Genomic DNA, 16,786 nt, shown 5'->3' with positions numbered 1-16,786 from the left:
AAAAACATTAAAAAGACTGCAACAAGTAAACACGGTGTACTCATAGCGTTATTGTAAATATGCTAGAGTAATAAACCACATATAGCGCTATCATAATGAATAATAACCATAAAAATATTGCTTAGGAGCTTATTATGAGCAAAGATTCCTCATCGATCGACCGACAAACCTTAAATGCCTCAAAGCGGCAAGCGCGGTCAGCACTCGAACAAGACAGCTTTATTACTCGTATGGATAAAGAGGTGTTTGACGATGAGCTACGACGCAAAATGCATCAAGATTTGATCGACAGCTATGACGAAGAGCTGGAAAATGAGATAGACGATTACGTGCGCGACTTTCGTTTTGATGGCCGCGTGATGAGTGAGCAAGAAAAGCTCGATCGGCGTACTTATTTTGAAGAATTACTGCGACTACAACGAGAGCTTATCAAACTACAAGATTGGGTGGTCGAATACGGCGAGCGCATTGTGGTGATATTTGAAGGGCGTGATTCTGCGGGTAAAGGTGGTGCTATCAAGCGTATTACCCAGCGCTTAAACCCGCGTGTTTGCCGCGTTGCTGCGCTACCCGCACCAACCGAACGCGAACAGTCGCAGTGGTATTTCCAGCGTTATGTAGCGCACTTGCCCGCCGCTGGCGAGATTGTCTTGTTTGATCGCAGCTGGTACAACCGGGTGGGCGTTGAACGCGTCATGGGGTTTTGTACCGATGCCCAGTACGAAGAGTTCTTTCAATCAGTACCTGAATTTGAGCGTATGCTGGTACGCTCAGGTATTCGCTTGGTCAAATACTGGTTTTCGATTACCGATGATGAGCAGCATTCACGCTTTATGAGCCGGATTCATGACCCACTTAAGCAGTGGAAACTGTCAGCGATGGACTTACAATCACGTCGGCGCTGGGAGGATTATACCAAAGCCAAAGAGACCATGTTTGAGCGCACCCATATCCCTGAAGCGCCGTGGTGGGTGGTCGAAGGCAATAATAAAAAACGCGCACGGCTAAACTGTATCGCTCATTTACTTGAGCAAATCCCCTATAAAGAAGTACCGCGCGATGAGATTGAATTGCCCGAACGCAAGCGCGATGATGAATATTACCGCGAGCCAATTCCCGATGATATGTACGTGCCACCGCGCTATTAGCCAAATGTATGCCTGTATAATCAAAATATTCTAAAAACGCGACGGTATTGCTGGTATTAATTTTTTGTAGCCTCTGTCTGCGCAGGCACAGCAAGCAAGAAAAATTGATATCAGCAGTGCGTGATGTATCGATATTACTTTTCACTCACTATAGCATTCAATAAAATACGGCGCATAAAAAAGCAGCCTCATCAATATAGAAGGCTGCTTTTTTCATTTTTTCGCTAAATGTATTATGCTCATAGCAAATACATTTCAAGCTCTGCAAAATACTACATCGTATAAGTCGACTGCAAGCTATCAAGCTTACCGGCCAATAAGCGCTCGACCTCGTTTTTAATTCTTAGCCCAGCGACATCAGTGCCTATTTGTACCGCAAAACCTGCTGGGCGGCCGCTTTGACTTTTTGAATTGATCCAAACCACTTTACCATTCATCGGTAAGCGTTCGCTAGAATTGGGCAGAGTGACGGCAATAAACACCTCATCGCCCAGTTTTTGTATTCTATCAGACGGCACAAACAACGCGCCATTGGTCACAAAGGATAAATAGCTTGCGTATAACGTTTCCATATCTTCAATATGGCAGGTTAAAATCCCGCCACGTCCTGGCATTGCCATAGTTAGCTTCCTTTATGAGTGAGGTTTACTTTATTTTAATTTATAAATACGCCAATTCTTGCATCAGCTTATCATAAGCGAATTTTTCTTGCACATTTTGTTGTAGGGCGATTTTTGTTTGTTGTAGACTGTTTATAAACGCCTCAAAGCTACTTTCAGCAGGTTTGTAATTGCTGAAAGAGGCGGATAAATCGATGTCCTTTTGCAGCGCATCGAGACCCAAACATACACGGCGCATATCGACCAGCATCAGCTCCGACAGTTGAATAAACTCGCTTATACTCAACTGGGTTTGCCAATAATCGCTTGCCGCCACGCTACTGCGTTTACCGCTACGTAACGCTTGCCACGTTGTCAGCCATAGCGCGCGCTTACTATACCAAGGCGCTTGTGCAAGGGCCACCGCTGCTAAAGGCGCGCCATTTGCCAACTGTATCAGCTGCTCAATAGCCGCCGTTCCGACCGCCTCACGGTTGACCGTACTGCCTAAAGCATGAGTGACATAATCGACTGAAACAGCAGGATCAATCGTTTGCAATGCCAGCTGCTGAACGCGGCTTTTTATGGTTGGCAGTAACTGCGCCGGAGTATCACTGATGAGGAATAAATGCACTTGCGCTTGTGGCTCTTCCAAGGTTTTGAGCAACGCATTTGCAGCTGCAACCGTCATTTGCTCTGCATAATCTAGCACACAAATCCGCATGCCCTGCCCGCCTTGATAAATAAATGGCTGCAAAGCACGGATATCATCAACTTTTATTTTTAACGCAGCATTACTGGCAGCTTTGGCAGATTTTTTGTCTTTTGCGGTGCTAGTTGCTGCTTCTTTAGCATGAGCATTATCGGCACTGACTGGCATACTAATCATTGGCAAGACTTGTAAACTTGGATGCGTCCCTGATCTAAGCCATTGACAGCTCTCACAAGCCCCGCAAGCGCCGAGCGGATGGCTATCGCGCTCACGGCATAATAACCATGCCACCAAACGCCAGACAAAAGCACGCTTACCCATCCCTTGCATACCGGCCGCTAAGAGCGCGTGCGGCAAAGATTGCTGCGGCATTAATACCCGCTTAGTCAGCTGTGACCACAACTCATTTTGCCACGGTAATAGCGGTGCAAAATATATATTATCCGTCAAAGGCAATGCGCTGGTCATTTCAGTTACCTCATTCACGATCATCGCTCAATACCTTAAATACACTTACAACCTTTGAGTAACAAACAATCCTACTCTATTTAATAAAATACTTTATAAACATTTACTTAGGCTATTATTAATTTGTGTAAATTAGCAGTTTTGAAAATCAACTAAGCTCATGGCATTGAGCCGGTCTAAGTCTTCTTGGGTATCGACGCCGGCTGGCAGATGACAGCTTGCAGTGGCAATAGCAATATGACCACCATTTTCTAAAACTCGTAATTGCTCTAGGCTTTCTAATATCTCGAGCGGCGTTTGTGACCAATGCACAAACTGCTGTAACAAGCTAACGCGGTAGGCGTATAGCCCCAAATGACGATAAGCATTTTTTGGTGGTTGCTGCTGTATATTTTTATCTTTTGCCAAAACCACATCACGGTCGCACGGAATCGGTGCACGGCTAAAATATAATGCACGCTGTAAATTGCTGGACGTCTGACTGACAACTTTTACGACCGATGGGCGCATAAAAGTTTCGTAGTCTTCGATAGGCTCGCATAAAGTCGCCATCACGCTGTCGCTATCTTGCACTAGCAGGGCTTTGACTTGCTGTAACAATAACGGCGGTACCAAAGGCTCGTCACCCTGCATATTGACCACGATATCGTGCTCAGCCCAGCCTCTGATAGCGGCAACTTCCGCCAAACGGTCGGTCCCTGACGCATGCTCATTACTGGTCATCACCACATCAAAACCTGCCTCTGTGCAAACTTTAGCAATCGCCTCATCATCAGTCGCAATACACATATCGTCAGAAAAATCAGCCAACTGTGCTTTTTCAGCCACCCACAGTATCATTGGTTTGCCATGAATCTTTAATAATGGCTTACCGGGTAAGCGCGTACTTTTAAAGCGCGCAGGAATAACAATATGAGTTTTGGCTGGCGCAGCTTCAATTGGCATTGTTTCAGCTGATATTAAGTCTGACGACATGGTTTATTCCTATAAAATCATTTACGCTTTTGTGCTTTTAGATAAATTAATATTTAAAGCTTTTAATTGCTGCTGTAAGCTGACATAGCAACCGTCTGATAACACCGCAGTCACTGGCAATACCCATAAGCGATGAACGAGTTCTTGATATTCATCGTTAAGTGGTTGGCGGCTAGACATATTTATTAGTAACGCTCTGATTTTGACCGCGTCTTTACTGGTGACAATGATCGGCAGCTCGCTATATTGTAAAAGCTCAGTCAAGCTAAAATCATAATGATCGGGATAAGCGTGCCCAATGACATCAAAACCGAGCGCCATTAAGGTATCAAAAAAACGCTGCGGATAACCGATACCGCTTACCGCATGTACCCGACCATTTGGTATAGGTGGCATAAGTGGCATAGGCGTTTTTGCTGCGACACTTAAACCATCTATATCAACAGCAGAAGGCCATAAAATTTGCAATTCATCGGCTTGTAGATGCATGGTTAAACGAGTAGATTGAGCTTGCTTGTTATTCGTCGCTATCATCTCTGCCTTTTCATGGTAGACTACATTAGCGCCTTGTAAGCGCGACATGGGTTCGCGTAAAAAACCGGTTGGTAGCAATTGCTGATTACCAAAACCACGCGACGCATCGACCACAATCCATTCGATATCACGTTGCAGCGCATAATGCTGCAAGCCATCATCAGCAATAATCAGTTGTAAATCAGGATGTGCGTTTAACAAAGTGGTAATAGCCTGCTTACGATTGGGGCAAACGGCCATTGCCGCGCCTGTCATATTGACGATTAAACACGGCTCATCCCCTACGATGCTTGGTAAGCTATCGGCATGTACCAAAGCTGGCATCTGATTACTATCACCACCATAGCCGCGGCTGATAACGCCTACTTTTATTCCTTGTTTTTGCAGATGAGTAACCAAGGCAATAATCAACGGTGTCTTACCGCTGCCGCCTACCGTGATATTACCAATTACCATCAGCGGAATAGGCGCACGATAACTGGAAAATAGGCCTACCTGATAAGCCTGACGGCGCACCATCGTAATGAATCCATACAACCAGCTGACAGGCAGTAGCAGCCAGAGCCAAGCAGCCTGACGTTGCCATGCACGCGTCATTGTGGTTTCAATACTCATGATGATGTGTTATTTATCCTAGTTATGCAGCCATCTTTATTCAAAATCACGCGCGTACATTTGCGCATAATGGCCATGTAGTTGCATCAGCTCTTCGTGGGTGCCTAATTCGACAATTTGACCGCTATCTAACACCGCAATACGGTCAGCCGATTCAATCGTTGTTAAACGATGGGCAATCACCAGTGTCGTCCTATCTTTCATGACGTTATCGAGTGCTTTTTGAATATAGTACTCTGACTCGTTATCTAACGCACTAGTGGCTTCATCTAAAATCAAAATCGGTGCGTCTTTCAATAACGCACGCGCAATCGAGATACGCTGACGTTGACCGCCTGACAGCTGCAAGCCTTCAGCGCCAATCTCACTTTGATAGCCATTTGGCATTTTCATAATAAAATCATGGGCAAAAGCGTCTTTTGCAGCGCGCTCGACCTCAGCTTGGGTTTTATCCGCTAGGCTGCCATAGGCAATATTATTAAACACCGTGGTATTAAACAGTACCACTTGTTGATTGACCATCGCAATCTGCGCGCGCAAGCTTTCAAGTTTGATATCGTCAATTAGCATACCGTCAAGGGTGATTTGCCCCGAGGACGTATTTAAAGTACGCGTGAGTAAGTTAACGAGTGAAGACTTACCAGCGCCGCTACGCCCGACCAGTGCTATCGTCTCGCCTGCACGCACATCCAAAGTAAAATCATGCAGCGCTACTGTTGAATCAGGATAAACCAAACTGACATTATCGAACTGAATGTCACCTGCTAGAGTCGGGCTAAGTATGCCTGTGTCTTGTTCTTCTGGCTCATCCAATAAAGTAAAGATTGACTCACCGGCGGCAAGCCCTTTTTGCAATTTTTGGTTGATATCAGTGAGCGAGCGCACCGGCTTACTTAATAGTCCTGCGGCAGCAATATAGGAGATAAACTCACCCGCCGAGATATTATCTATCACGGCAGGGCGCAGCGCGAGCCATACAACGACCGCCATCGCCATCGCCATCAATAATTGCACCGCTGGGGTATTAATGCTATTGGTCACCACGACCTTCATGCCTTGGCGCAAGTTTTTCTTTGAGGTTATATCAAAACGCTTGGCTTCATAGGCTTGTCCGCCATAATTTTTCACTACCTGATAGCCGCCGATGACCTCATTGGTGATGTGGCTGACACTACCCATGGTTTCTTGAATACCTTTAGACAGCTTTAGATAACGCTTTGAGGCCACCCGTATCAACCATAAAATAGGTGGCAGCACCACAAATAAAATCAAAGTTAAACGCCAGTTGCTATAAAGCAAAAATCCTATCAAAGCCACAACGGTCAGACCATCGCGCAACAAGGTTTTCATCGAATCGGTACTGGCAGCAGTCACCTGCTCAACATCAAAAATAAGCTTGGATGAAATCGTCCCTGCTGGATTTGCCAGATAGAATGAGCTTGGCAAACGCAAAAGCTTATTGAACACTTGAACGCGTAACTCATAAACAAGATTGCGCGACACCAATGCCGTATAGTAATTACCCAAAAAACTGCCCACGCCGCGGACAAAAAACAGCGCCACAATAATAAATGGAAATAAATCCTGTTTGCTTTGATCGTTTTGATTGATGGCATCAGTGATATATTGCAATAACTTGGCAATCCAAATCTCTGTCGCCGCATTAATCGCAAAACCTATTATAACCAAAATTAACGCCCACCAATAAGGTTTAAGGTAGCTTAACAGACGTAATAAAGTCCTATGCCTGGGCGTATTTGATGGCGCTGCTGACAACTTTTTAGCAGAATTTTTTTTAGAGTCAGGTTGATAAGCTTGGCTCATAAAAGCCTCAATTTAGGTATAAAAAGAAATGACACAAATGCAGCAGTGGCAAGTGAACATAAAATACAGCAGTAAAAACACCAAGGGTCATGATAGTGGCGTTTGATGCTTTTACTGTAGCAATATATCAAACGCCCTAAAATCTATTGCGGCGCAGATGTTGGTAAAGGCTGCCCAAGCGGCACAACCGTACTGATATTGAGATTTAAAAAACCCAGTTTACCAGCGATATCCATGACCCGTACCACCGATTGATGGGTGGCATTTGCATCAGCAGCAATGACAAATAGCATATCACGATTGCTTCCCGCCTCTTGCTGAAGCACGTTAGTCAGCTCGGCCTCATCGCTACTCGCAAGGGTGATGCCATTAACCAAATAACTGCCATCTTCTTGCACAGCGACTTCAATACTGTTTTTCTCTTCTGTTAATGCTACCCCTTCCGCTTCAGGAAGAATAATATTTAAGCGGCTAAAGTGATTAAACGAAGTAGCAAGCAGTAAAAATACGATTAAAAATAATAAACAATCAATCATCGGCGTCAGATTGATTTCAAGCGGCTCAACGGTCGGTTTTCTAAAGCGCATATCAGTCTCTTTAATGTGCTTAAAGGTATATATTTAATAAGCAGTGATTCATACTATTATTTTTATCATTAATTACCATAATATAAACAATAGAATTAAGTCGCTGCCGCCGTATGATTTAAATCTGAGGTGTCAATTGAAAGCTCATTACTTACATGACTCGATTTATCATCTACTGCTGCATGAGTAATCGACTGAGACATAGCGGAACTGTTGATATTATCTAGCAATTGATAGTCATATAACTCTTGAATCATTAGTCCCGCTTGCGTTTCAAACTGCGCATTAATATCGATAATACGGCGCTGAAAATAACGATAAGCAACCAAAGCTGGAATAGCCACAATCATACCAGCAGCAGTGGTAATCAAAGCCTGTGACACGCCAGCAGCTAGCATCGTTGGGTCTTGCATCGCGCCATCAGTAATCGCCAAAAACGACGAGATAATACCCAACACCGTACCTAGCAAACCAAGCAATGGCGCAATCGCCCCAATAGTACCGAGCATATTGATATTTTTCTCTAACTGATGCACTTGTACACTGGCGCGGTTTTGCATGTGCATTGTCATCGAGTCGAGGCCGTATTGACGATACAGCAGGCCAGTTGCCAGAATATCACCCAAAGGGGTTTTTTCTTTGACATTCATCAGCTGCGTACGACCGATGTCGCCGTTTTCACGTAGACGGGTTATTAGCTGTTCGCGCAATCTATTGGGTACAATTTTATTAAACTGCAACGTATGGCTACGTTCGATAATAATCACCAATGCCAATATTGAGCACACCACGATAGGTGTCATCAGCCAGCCACCTGCTTTTACCAGCTCCCACATACGCACTCTCTTCTATGTTTTTGTTAATTATTAAAAGACGGTTTTACATTTGAATAACCAGTTCAGGGGTATAAAAGGCCCTAAGCCTGCGCTTCTATATACTTAATCAAAGCCGCTAGCTGATCATGATTGTGGAAGAATATCTCAACACTACCCTGCCCATCTTTTTTATGTTTAAGCTTTACTTCTGCGCCTAACATATCAGTTAAACGCTGGGTTAAGCGCTCAACATCGCGAGACTGTACTTGCTCGGTGCGATTGGCTTTTGGTGCTGGCTGCAAGATTGATTTCACCAATTTCTCAGCCTCGCGCACCGTCATGCCGGCATCAATGATTTTTTGCGCAATGATAGGTTGCTGTTCTGATGATAGCGCCAACAGGGTACGCGCATGTCCCATATCTAACGCACTGGTTGCCAAATGATCTTTAACTGTATCGTGCAGCTGATTCAAGCGCAAAAGGTTTGATACTGTGGTACGCGCTTTACCAACAACTTCGGCAATCATCGCATGGCTCATACCAAACTCGGTATGAAAACGCTGCAGGGCAGCTGCCTGCTCAATCACCGATAAATCTTCGCGCTGAATATTTTCAATCAAGGCTAATGCTATGGCCAATTCATCGGATAATGCACGTTCAATCGCTGGTATAACCGATTTACCCGCCATTTTTGCCGCACGCCAGCGGCGCTCACCAGCGATAATCTCATGCGTCACCAAGGCTTCGCTTTTATCTTCATTGGCCAGTAATGGACGAATAACAATCGGCTGCATGACGCCATGCTGCTCAATAGAAGAAGCCAATTCTGCCAGCGCCGTTTCGCTCATATCACGGCGCGGCTGATACTTACCTGCTTGCAGACGTGTCACATCGATTTGCACCAAGCTGATTTGGTCTTCAGAAGCGCTATTTTCTGTGGCGTTCGCGCGCGCTTTATTAACAGGGGCTTTTTTTATCGTCCGCGCTTTACGATTATTATTGTCAGTGGTTTGTTCAGACACTGGTAGAGCAGAAGGCTTGTTAACAGCCGCAGCTGCGCTATCTTCTTGCTCAATAGGTTGTGGTATTTTGGTTGACTCAGTATGCTCACGCACTACCGTGTCATCTTGTAAGGCAGAGGCGGCAATTTGCTTTTCTTTTTTGATTGACCCTAATAAGGCATCTAAACCTCGATTGGCAGCCAACCCTCTTTTCTTTGCCATGATTACCTATCCTCTAACGCTAAAATAAAAAGCCAAATATTGCTAAATACCGGCTTACTGATACATATAATTTGCTGTTCTTTTATTAACTTGCAACATGAACTTATAATGATGCGCTCTGCTTTATCACCTCAGCCGCCAGTTTTTGATAGGCGCGCGCACCTTTTGACCATCTCTCATAAGCAATAACTGGCAAGCCATGTGCGGGTGCTTCAGCCAAACGAATATTTCTTGGAATATGAGTTTTATACATAATATCACCAAAGTGCGCCTCTAACTCAGCAGAGACATCACGCGCCAAGGTATTGCGCGCATCGAATAAGGTTCTGACCACACCGCGAATATAGAGCTTAGGATTAAGTTCAGTGAGACGCTCAATCGTCTGCGACAAATCCGCCAAACCTTCTAGGGCATAATATTCACACTGCATGGGAATAATAACGCTATCGGTGGCAACCAATGCATTAATCGTTAATAAATTTAAGCTTGGTGCACAATCGATAATGACATAATCGTAAGCAGATTTATTGGTCGCGATTTGATCCTTGGCCAACTGCGCCATTGCCGTCTTAAAGAGCTCATGACTATTGGTTTTGCTCATTAAAGTAATGTCCATCCCTGCCAAATCACGATTGGCGCCGATGACATCAAACCCAGCTGGACTACTCACAATCGCCTCAGATAGCGCAACGCCATCGAGCAGTACATCAGCGATGGTCAAGTCCAAGGCGTTCTTGTCGACACCTGTGCCACTGGTCGCATTGCCCTGTGGGTCTAAGTCAATCAGTAGTACATGCTTGCGCTTGGACGCTAAGCTGGCGGTCAAATTGACTGCCGTCGTGGTTTTACCCACGCCGCCTTTTTGATTCGCAATCGCTATGATTTCCATACACTCACTCAATTTAATTAGAATCTGTTACTGATTTTTACTACAGTATTTTTGCCGCTCATGCTTATTATATTACTCAAATACCTAACACTTACCTATAAGTCTATTTAGACACCAGCGTCCACGCCATTTATGACTATAGAACAATTGTTGCCTCACATAGCGTGACGTGCTCATAGCTTAGACATTTTTATAAGATAATTCAATTAAATGACGACTATCTTGTAAACGCGGTACTTTTAATGCAATCGTTCTTATCTGCCAAGCGTCACTTAGCGCCTGTAGCTCTTCATCGCTTGGGGCTTTGCCTTTCATCGCGCATAAATAGCCATTTTCTGCCAAGCGCGGCTGAGCCACTTCGACAAAATCAATCAGACTGGCAAAGGCTCTTGAGGTTACCACCTCGTAGCTGGCTTCATGCGCCTCAATACGCGAGGCGATTGGGTGCATGTTACTCAAACCAAGCTCGCTACTGATTTGCTTAATAAAACGAATTTTTTTCTGATTGCTATCGAGGGCGGTACATTGGCGCTCAGGCTGACAGATAGCAATAATCACCGCTGGCAAGCCCGCCCCCGTACCAATATCAAGCAGCGACCCTGACGGTAAATGCGTTATAATAGCCAAACAATCGATAATATGTTTGATAAGGGCCTCGACTGGATCGGTAATCGCGGTCAGATTATACGCCTTATTCCATAATAAAAGCTGGTCTAAATACAATAATAACGTGCGCTGCTGCTGTGCGCTTAACGTAAGACCCAACTCGTCTATTGCTTGCGCCAGCATAGTTGCCAGCTTAGGTAATTGCGCACCGAGCTTTACAAAACCTGTCGGGTCAATATGACTGTTACCCGTGCTAGCAGACGATGAAGAGGTTTTAGTAGAATCTGACATACGGGTTATCCAGTTTTGACATGTGAACCGTCTATTTTATCATGCGCTCTGCCCATTGAATAGTTGCAGATCGCGCCAATGTACGCCATCTTATACTATCTACGCCTATGTTGATGGCTTATCTTCTTCAATAACCAGCAAGTTATGGTAGCAAAACCTCCATTGTTGCAGCCTAATAAGCCAAACCTTTCACTTTACTATGATACAAAACTGCGCTGAATGTCTTGTCTAAAACGCGCCGATATCTTGTAAGATGTTCTTATTTACTACTATTACGCCAATCTCAACTTATCGTAGGCCTTTGATTTTTATAGAATTTAAAATTTTAATTGTTTTAACTGAAATTTTAAAAACTAAGTAAACCAATACCTTAGAAAAATAAGTTGAGAGTGGGGTTACTATTATAAATGTAAGCATGATTAAAAATACATTCCTAAACTTAAAGCGCAAACAGTAAAAAATCAATAACCATTCCACCTTTTTAAAACGACCTACTATATAACTATGACCGAACCGCAAAACACCCCTATAAATCAAGATTCAAAAGACAGCAAATCTATGGCAACACCTGTTAATAATTCAGCAGTAACAAAAGCATCTAAGCCAGCCAACACAAAGCCGACAGCAATGAAAGCGAACAAAACTGATGAACAAGAGCGCACTTTAGATATGCCTAATACGCCTCATCCGGTATTTATCGAGGTTAATGAGCGCTGTCTTATTAGTGCCGAGCAGCTGAAGCGTTATACCAATCCTGATGAACTACCGAGCGATACCCGCACTGCCCCTGATTTAGATGTTGGCTTTGGGCAACAGCGCGCTCTAAAAGCCTTGCAGACGGCGCTGGATATTCATGCCAGCGGCTATCATGTGTTTGCCGCGGGCGAAAATGGTTTAGGCAAACGCACAGTGATCAGTCGCTTACTACAACGCATTGCCGCTGATGCACCGACGCCTGATGATTGGGTTTATGTGCACAATTTTACTGATCCGCGTACACCGCAAGCACTGCGCCTACCTGCCGGGCAAGGGCAGATATTGCAACAGCAGGTCAACCAATTATGGCAGCAAGCAAAAAAACGACTTAGTCAACGTTTTCGTAGCGACCAGTATCAAAGCAAAATCGAAGCGATTAAAAATGACACCCATCAAAAAGAAAGTCAGGCTTACGATGACCTTAATACCGAAGGTAAACAGTACGACTTAGCACTGACGTTTCGCGCATTTGATAATAAAGCGGTATTTGTCCATCCTAGCAAGTTATCTACCGAGGAAAATAATCAGAGCACTGACCATTCAAAAATTTCTAGTAGCCAAAAAAATCAAACAACAGTAGAAAAGACTGCGCCCCCTACTAAAAATAATATTGATGATGATAATGCTAACAGCGAGTATGGCAACGAATACGGCAAAAGCGAATATGAAGCTGAGCTGAATAACTTTGCCCAAAAAAACCATATGCAAAAGCGCTTAAGTCAGCTAACCATCGCCTTAGAGCAATTAGAAGACGAAGCCAATGATGCCATTGAAGCATTGCATCGCAATATTGCACGCCGTGCGCTACAACCTTTATTTGCGCCTATTTATGAGCAATTTGCTGCTCATCCCTTGGTTGTCGAGTATCTAAAAACCGTATTTGCCGATATGGTTACGCATGTCGAGCGTATCGTCAATGGTGATGACGAGGAATTTGTGACGGCGGTTCTTGCCACAACGCCGAGCCGCTATGCGGTCAACGTTATTGTTAGCCACACGTCAGATAGCGGCGTCCCTGTCATCTTTGAAGATTTGCCGACGCATTTAAACCTATTGGGTCATGTCGAGCAAATCACCCAATTGGGCACAGTAACCACCGATGTCAGTATGATTCGAGCCGGCGCCCTGCACCGTGCCAATGGCGGCTATTTGTTATTAGAAGCCAGTCATCTGCTTGAGCACCCTTACGCCTGGCAAGGCCTTAAGCGCGCCCTGCAATCACGTAAAATCAGACTATCTAGCCTTGAGCAGATGCTAACCTTGACAGGCAGTTTGTCGCTTGCGCCCGCACCGATTGACCTTGATATTAAGGTAATTTTGCTTGGCGAAGCGGATTTATATTACGAATTACTCGAGCTTGAGCCGGAGTTTGATGCGGTATTTAAAGTACGTGCCGATTTTCATGATGATGTGACACGTAGCCCTGAACATGAATTGGCATTGGTGGCAAAAATGGCAGACATCATTGATTATGCCAACCTTTATCCGTTTGATAGTAGCGCCCAAGCTGCCTTACTTGAGCACTTAAGCTTACAAGCCGAAGACCAAGACCGCTTGAGTTTGCATAGTGATTTATTGATTAAGCTGCTGCATGAATCCAACCGTCATGCACGTTTGAGCGGTAAAAATATCGTTAGCGCCATACACGTGACCCACGCTATTGACGATATGGACGAGCGCTCAGGATACTTGCGCGACCTATATTGGGATGAGCTAAAAAATGGCCAACAGCTGATTCAGACCAAAGGGGATGCGGTCGGACAAGTCAATGCACTCACCGTCGTCAGTTACGCGGATAGCGAATTTGGTATGCCTGCGCGTCTGACTGCCGTCATTCAGCCAAATATTGGCGCGGGTGAAATCCTCGATATCGAGCGCGATGTCGATTTGGGCGGCAGCCTACACGCCAAAGGTATGTTGATTATGACCAGCTATTTGCGCGCCTTATTTAGTCAGCATCATGCGCTCAACTTTAGCGCCTCACTCGCTTTTGAGCAAAGTTACGCTCATATCGATGGTGATAGTGCCACGGTCAGCGAAGGCTGCGCGCTGCTTTCCGCTTTAGCAAACGTCCCGATCAATCAATCTTTTGCGATTACCGGCTCAATGAATCAGTTAGGCGAAGTCCAAGCAGTCGGCGGTATCAATTCTAAAATCGCGGGTTTCTTTGACGCTTGCCGTGAGCAAGAGCTGACGGAACAACAAGGCGTGGTCATTCCGATGGCCAACGTCAAACAATTAATGCTGCGTGACGACATCATTGCCGCCGTCAAAGCCGGCCAGTTTCATATTTATGGCGTACAGACGCTTAGTGAAGCCTTGACCTTAATGACGGGTCTGCCTGTCGACACCATGAATAAAAAAGGTCGCTACCGTAAAGACACTCTATTTGGTAAAGTGTTAAGTCGGTTGATGCTTTGGGATGAAAATCAAAACGCTGATGACGAAGTCGATGATAAAAAATCGAAGAAAAAGAAGCGTAAGGCCAAACGTCAAAAAAAACAAGATAAGCAAAAAAAGGCCAAGAAAGAACCAGATGACTGCTGCGCAAATACAGCAGAGCAACTCTAGACGCTGATATGCTTTTCTGCGATGATGAGTTTTTTGCGCTTTGCTGTTTTAATAAGCTGTATTCATAAATAATACCCTTATAAAAATTAAACTCGTGACTGAATAAAGGTTATCTTTAATGACTGTACATTCTACTGATGCCAATGCTCTTCAATCGCAATCAGCTGTTGATGAGTCAGCAACTGCCCTAGTGACTAAAGAAGTAACGAAAGAATTAGCTGCGCAAAATGAAGAAGTTGCGACAGATAATAAAGCGTCTGAGGAAGCAGCAGATAATCGTCATGGCGCCGCGACAACCGCGCGGCAATGGCAAGTGTTGTCGCAGTTGCAGCGCAATCGTTGGGTAGGTACCACCCATGTCTACGAGCAGCTTAAGTTGGCAGGTTTTGATATCAGTTTACGCACCGTGCAACGCGATTTAAATGCCCTTGCCAAACGCTTTCCTATCGAAAAAAACAATGCCAATCCACAAGGCTGGCGTTGGAAAGATGATGCGCCGCTACAAAGTCTGCCGCATATGAATTTATCGCAAGCGGTTGCCTTTAATATGGTCGAAGCCAATCTAAGCCAGCTGCTGCCGCCGGTTATTTTAGATGAGCTTTTTCCTTGGTTTGATTTGGCACGCCGGCAACTTAGAAACAGCAAAGTCACCCATTCATGGATTGATAGGGTACGTATCGAGCCTGCCTCGCAGCCTTTGATTGCGCCGCATATTGATTTGGAAAGTAAAGACAATATTTATCATGCGTTGTTTTATCAACTACAAATAAAAGCCAGTTATACTCGCAGCGATAAATCACAAGCCAGCGAATACATTCTAAATCCCATTGCTATCATTCAGCGTGGGGTGATTATTTACTTATTGGCGACGCGTACCGATGACCCAGACGTAATTATTCGTACCTTTGCCCTCCACCGCTTTGCAAGCGTTGAGATACTAGAAAGCGCGGCTCAAACCCCTGATAATTTCCACCTCGATAACTATTTAGATGCAGGTGGCATGGGCTTTAGCCATCCTCTATTTAGCCAGCTACCCGATCGTGGCAAACATACCGCAGTTGAGCTACAATTTACCAAACAAGCGGGCAAAAGCTTAACGGAAAGCAAGCTGAGTGACGACCAAACCGTGACCATCAATAGTGATGAAACCCTAACCATACGCGCAACCGTCAACTTAACCTCACAGCTGGTTTGGTGGCTACGTGGCTTTGGCAGTGGTCTATTAGACGCCAAACCTGCGCTCCTATACGAAGCGGTTTTAGACAAACCCATCAATGATGCACAGCGGCAATAAAAAGGTGGCTAATGATTATAATTATTAACGATGATAAAAATTTAACCGCTGTAGCCAATAAGCCAACGTTTATCTTAATTAAAAACCTAATACAAAATTAAAAACCCAAAAGGAATATTATGTCAGCCACTACCCCATCACCGTTACTTTCAGACAGTTTAAGAGCGCTGGGTTTAGACACGGGGACATTATTTTTTGCGCTCAATTATGAATTTACCAAGATTGAGCAAAAAGGCTTATTTAAAAACCTAAAAAAACGCTTTAAGAAAAATGAAGGCGCGATTGATATTGATTTGGCCTGCGTACTATATAACGACAACTGCACCATCAGCGATATCGTTTGGTTTAAACAGTTACGGGATAAGGCAGAATCCGTCAAACATCAAGGCGATAGTCTCAACGGTAAGGACCGCGGTGAACACGCGATGTATCTTGCACCCCTTGACCAAGAGCAAATCAGAATTTATTTGGATAAAGTACCTGCGCACATTACCCACATTGCCTTAATCGCTAACTCTTACCACAACCTAGCGTTTAGCAGAGTCAAAAAAGGCGAGATTCATTTAAGCGATGATGAAGGCAATCGCGTTTTTGAGGTTAATTTAAAGCAGCTACCACGTGACTGTATAACGCTTTGGGCGGCACACTTGCAGCGAGAAGTGGACGATTGGCATCTGACCTTGCAAAACCTACCGCTACCTGCAAAAGATTTAGCAACTGCCGCGCAAGAAGTGGCGCATGAATTGGCACGCGCTCTACCGATTACGCCCGCTATGTATAACTGATACATAACCAATATTAGATTGGTTTTTAGCTACCAATTAAAAAACCTATCAATTAAAAAAGGACAAAACGCTGTTGAGATTTCACGTTTTACCC

The 16,786-nt window shown here is 44.6% G+C and carries 14 protein-coding genes; 4 read left to right on the top strand and 10 right to left on the bottom strand.

Going from position 1 to position 16,786, the window contains the following annotated elements:
• The first annotated feature begins 134 nt into the window (after window positions 1–134).
• Entirely contained in the window at window positions 135–1,148 is a 1,014-nt protein-coding gene (ppk2, locus tag FOR85_RS08670; RefSeq protein ID WP_263390485.1) for a polyphosphate kinase 2, read from the top strand.
• A gap of 272 nt (window positions 1,149–1,420) precedes the next feature.
• Here ppk2 and FOR85_RS08665 read toward each other — a convergent pair whose 3' ends face one another.
• The 10 genes from FOR85_RS08665 to rsmG all read right to left on the bottom strand — a co-directional run bounded on the left by FOR85_RS08665 (window position 1,421) and on the right by rsmG (window position 11,286).
• Entirely contained in the window at window positions 1,421–1,768 is a 348-nt protein-coding gene (locus FOR85_RS08665) for a PilZ domain-containing protein (protein WP_144297597.1), read from the bottom strand.
• Window positions 1,769–1,808: 40 nt separating this feature from the next.
• Entirely contained in the window at window positions 1,809–2,927 is a 1,119-nt protein-coding gene (locus tag FOR85_RS08660; protein WP_144297596.1) for a DNA polymerase III subunit delta', read from the bottom strand.
• A 132-nt stretch (window positions 2,928–3,059) separates the two neighbouring features.
• Window positions 3,060–3,902, bottom strand: a complete 843-nt coding sequence (kdsB, locus tag FOR85_RS08655; RefSeq protein ID WP_223808583.1) for a 3-deoxy-manno-octulosonate cytidylyltransferase — start codon at window positions 3,900–3,902, stop codon at window positions 3,060–3,062.
• Between the two features lie 21 nt (window positions 3,903–3,923).
• Window positions 3,924–5,051, bottom strand: coding sequence for a tetraacyldisaccharide 4'-kinase (lpxK, locus tag FOR85_RS08650; RefSeq protein WP_144297595.1), 1,128 nt, complete (start codon window positions 5,049–5,051; stop codon window positions 3,924–3,926).
• A 36-nt stretch (window positions 5,052–5,087) separates the two neighbouring features.
• Window positions 5,088–6,875 carry a lipid A export permease/ATP-binding protein MsbA gene (gene msbA / locus FOR85_RS08645; RefSeq protein ID WP_144297594.1) on the bottom strand — a complete coding sequence of 596 codons (1,788 nt, stop codon included), beginning with the start codon at window positions 6,873–6,875 and terminating at the stop codon, window positions 5,088–5,090.
• Between the two features lie 143 nt (window positions 6,876–7,018).
• The gene (locus FOR85_RS08640; RefSeq protein ID WP_144297593.1) at window positions 7,019–7,462 is read right to left on the bottom strand and encodes a biopolymer transporter ExbD; all 444 of its coding nucleotides are present in this window, start codon (window positions 7,460–7,462) and stop codon (window positions 7,019–7,021) included.
• A gap of 95 nt (window positions 7,463–7,557) precedes the next feature.
• Window positions 7,558–8,298: a MotA/TolQ/ExbB proton channel family protein gene (locus FOR85_RS08635; RefSeq protein WP_144297592.1), complete on the bottom strand. Its 741-nt coding sequence runs from the start codon at window positions 8,296–8,298 to the stop codon at window positions 7,558–7,560.
• 80 nt (window positions 8,299–8,378) lie between these two features.
• Window positions 8,379–9,500 carry a ParB/RepB/Spo0J family partition protein gene (locus tag FOR85_RS08630; RefSeq protein ID WP_144297591.1) on the bottom strand — a complete coding sequence of 374 codons (1,122 nt, stop codon included), beginning with the start codon at window positions 9,498–9,500 and terminating at the stop codon, window positions 8,379–8,381.
• Between the two features lie 103 nt (window positions 9,501–9,603).
• Window positions 9,604–10,389, bottom strand: coding sequence for a ParA family protein (locus FOR85_RS08625; protein ID WP_068404866.1), 786 nt, complete (start codon window positions 10,387–10,389; stop codon window positions 9,604–9,606).
• A 180-nt stretch (window positions 10,390–10,569) separates the two neighbouring features.
• The gene (gene rsmG, locus FOR85_RS08620) at window positions 10,570–11,286 is read right to left on the bottom strand and encodes a 16S rRNA (guanine(527)-N(7))-methyltransferase RsmG (protein WP_144297590.1); all 717 of its coding nucleotides are present in this window, start codon (window positions 11,284–11,286) and stop codon (window positions 10,570–10,572) included.
• A gap of 504 nt (window positions 11,287–11,790) precedes the next feature.
• On the opposite strand from rsmG, the gene FOR85_RS08615 reads away from it, so the two are divergent.
• The 3 genes from FOR85_RS08615 (at window position 11,791) to FOR85_RS08605 (ending at window position 16,692) form a co-directional block, all read left to right on the top strand.
• A complete protein-coding gene (locus FOR85_RS08615) occupies window positions 11,791–14,613 on the top strand; it encodes an ATP-binding protein (protein WP_144297589.1) in 2,823 nt (940 codons plus the stop codon).
• 118 nt (window positions 14,614–14,731) lie between these two features.
• Window positions 14,732–15,907, top strand: a complete 1,176-nt coding sequence (locus FOR85_RS08610; protein ID WP_223808582.1) for a YafY family protein — start codon at window positions 14,732–14,734, stop codon at window positions 15,905–15,907.
• A gap of 119 nt (window positions 15,908–16,026) precedes the next feature.
• Entirely contained in the window at window positions 16,027–16,692 is a 666-nt protein-coding gene (locus FOR85_RS08605) for a TerD family protein (protein WP_144297588.1), read from the top strand.
• Window positions 16,693–16,786: the final 94 nt, after the last annotated feature.

Origin of the sequence: Psychrobacter sp. YGAH215 (genome assembly GCF_007280595.1) — a bacterium.
Lineage (GTDB): Bacteria > Pseudomonadota > Gammaproteobacteria > Pseudomonadales > Moraxellaceae > Psychrobacter > Psychrobacter faecalis.
This window is presented reverse-complemented; position numbering and strand designations above follow the sequence as displayed.

Coding starts and splice junctions, on each gene's coding strand:
- ppk2 (WP_263390485.1), top strand. CDS start 135: ATGAGCAAAGATTCCTCATCGATCGACCGACAAACCTTAAATGCCTCA.
- FOR85_RS08665 (WP_144297597.1), bottom strand. CDS start 1,768: ATGGCAATGCCAGGACGTGGCGGGATTTTAACCTGCCATATTGAAGAT.
- FOR85_RS08660 (WP_144297596.1), bottom strand. CDS start 2,927: ATGACCAGCGCATTGCCTTTGACGGATAATATATATTTTGCACCGCTA.
- kdsB (WP_223808583.1), bottom strand. CDS start 3,902: ATGTCGTCAGACTTAATATCAGCTGAAACAATGCCAATTGAAGCTGCG.
- lpxK (WP_144297595.1), bottom strand. CDS start 5,051: ATGAGTATTGAAACCACAATGACGCGTGCATGGCAACGTCAGGCTGCT.
- msbA (WP_144297594.1), bottom strand. CDS start 6,875: ATGAGCCAAGCTTATCAACCTGACTCTAAAAAAAATTCTGCTAAAAAG.
- FOR85_RS08640 (WP_144297593.1), bottom strand. CDS start 7,462: ATGCGCTTTAGAAAACCGACCGTTGAGCCGCTTGAAATCAATCTGACG.
- FOR85_RS08635 (WP_144297592.1), bottom strand. CDS start 8,298: ATGTGGGAGCTGGTAAAAGCAGGTGGCTGGCTGATGACACCTATCGTG.
- FOR85_RS08630 (WP_144297591.1), bottom strand. CDS start 9,500: ATGGCAAAGAAAAGAGGGTTGGCTGCCAATCGAGGTTTAGATGCCTTA.
- FOR85_RS08625 (WP_068404866.1), bottom strand. CDS start 10,389: ATGGAAATCATAGCGATTGCGAATCAAAAAGGCGGCGTGGGTAAAACC.
- rsmG (WP_144297590.1), bottom strand. CDS start 11,286: ATGTCAGATTCTACTAAAACCTCTTCATCGTCTGCTAGCACGGGTAAC.
- FOR85_RS08615 (WP_144297589.1), top strand. CDS start 11,791: ATGACCGAACCGCAAAACACCCCTATAAATCAAGATTCAAAAGACAGC.
- FOR85_RS08610 (WP_223808582.1), top strand. CDS start 14,732: ATGACTGTACATTCTACTGATGCCAATGCTCTTCAATCGCAATCAGCT.
- FOR85_RS08605 (WP_144297588.1), top strand. CDS start 16,027: ATGTCAGCCACTACCCCATCACCGTTACTTTCAGACAGTTTAAGAGCG.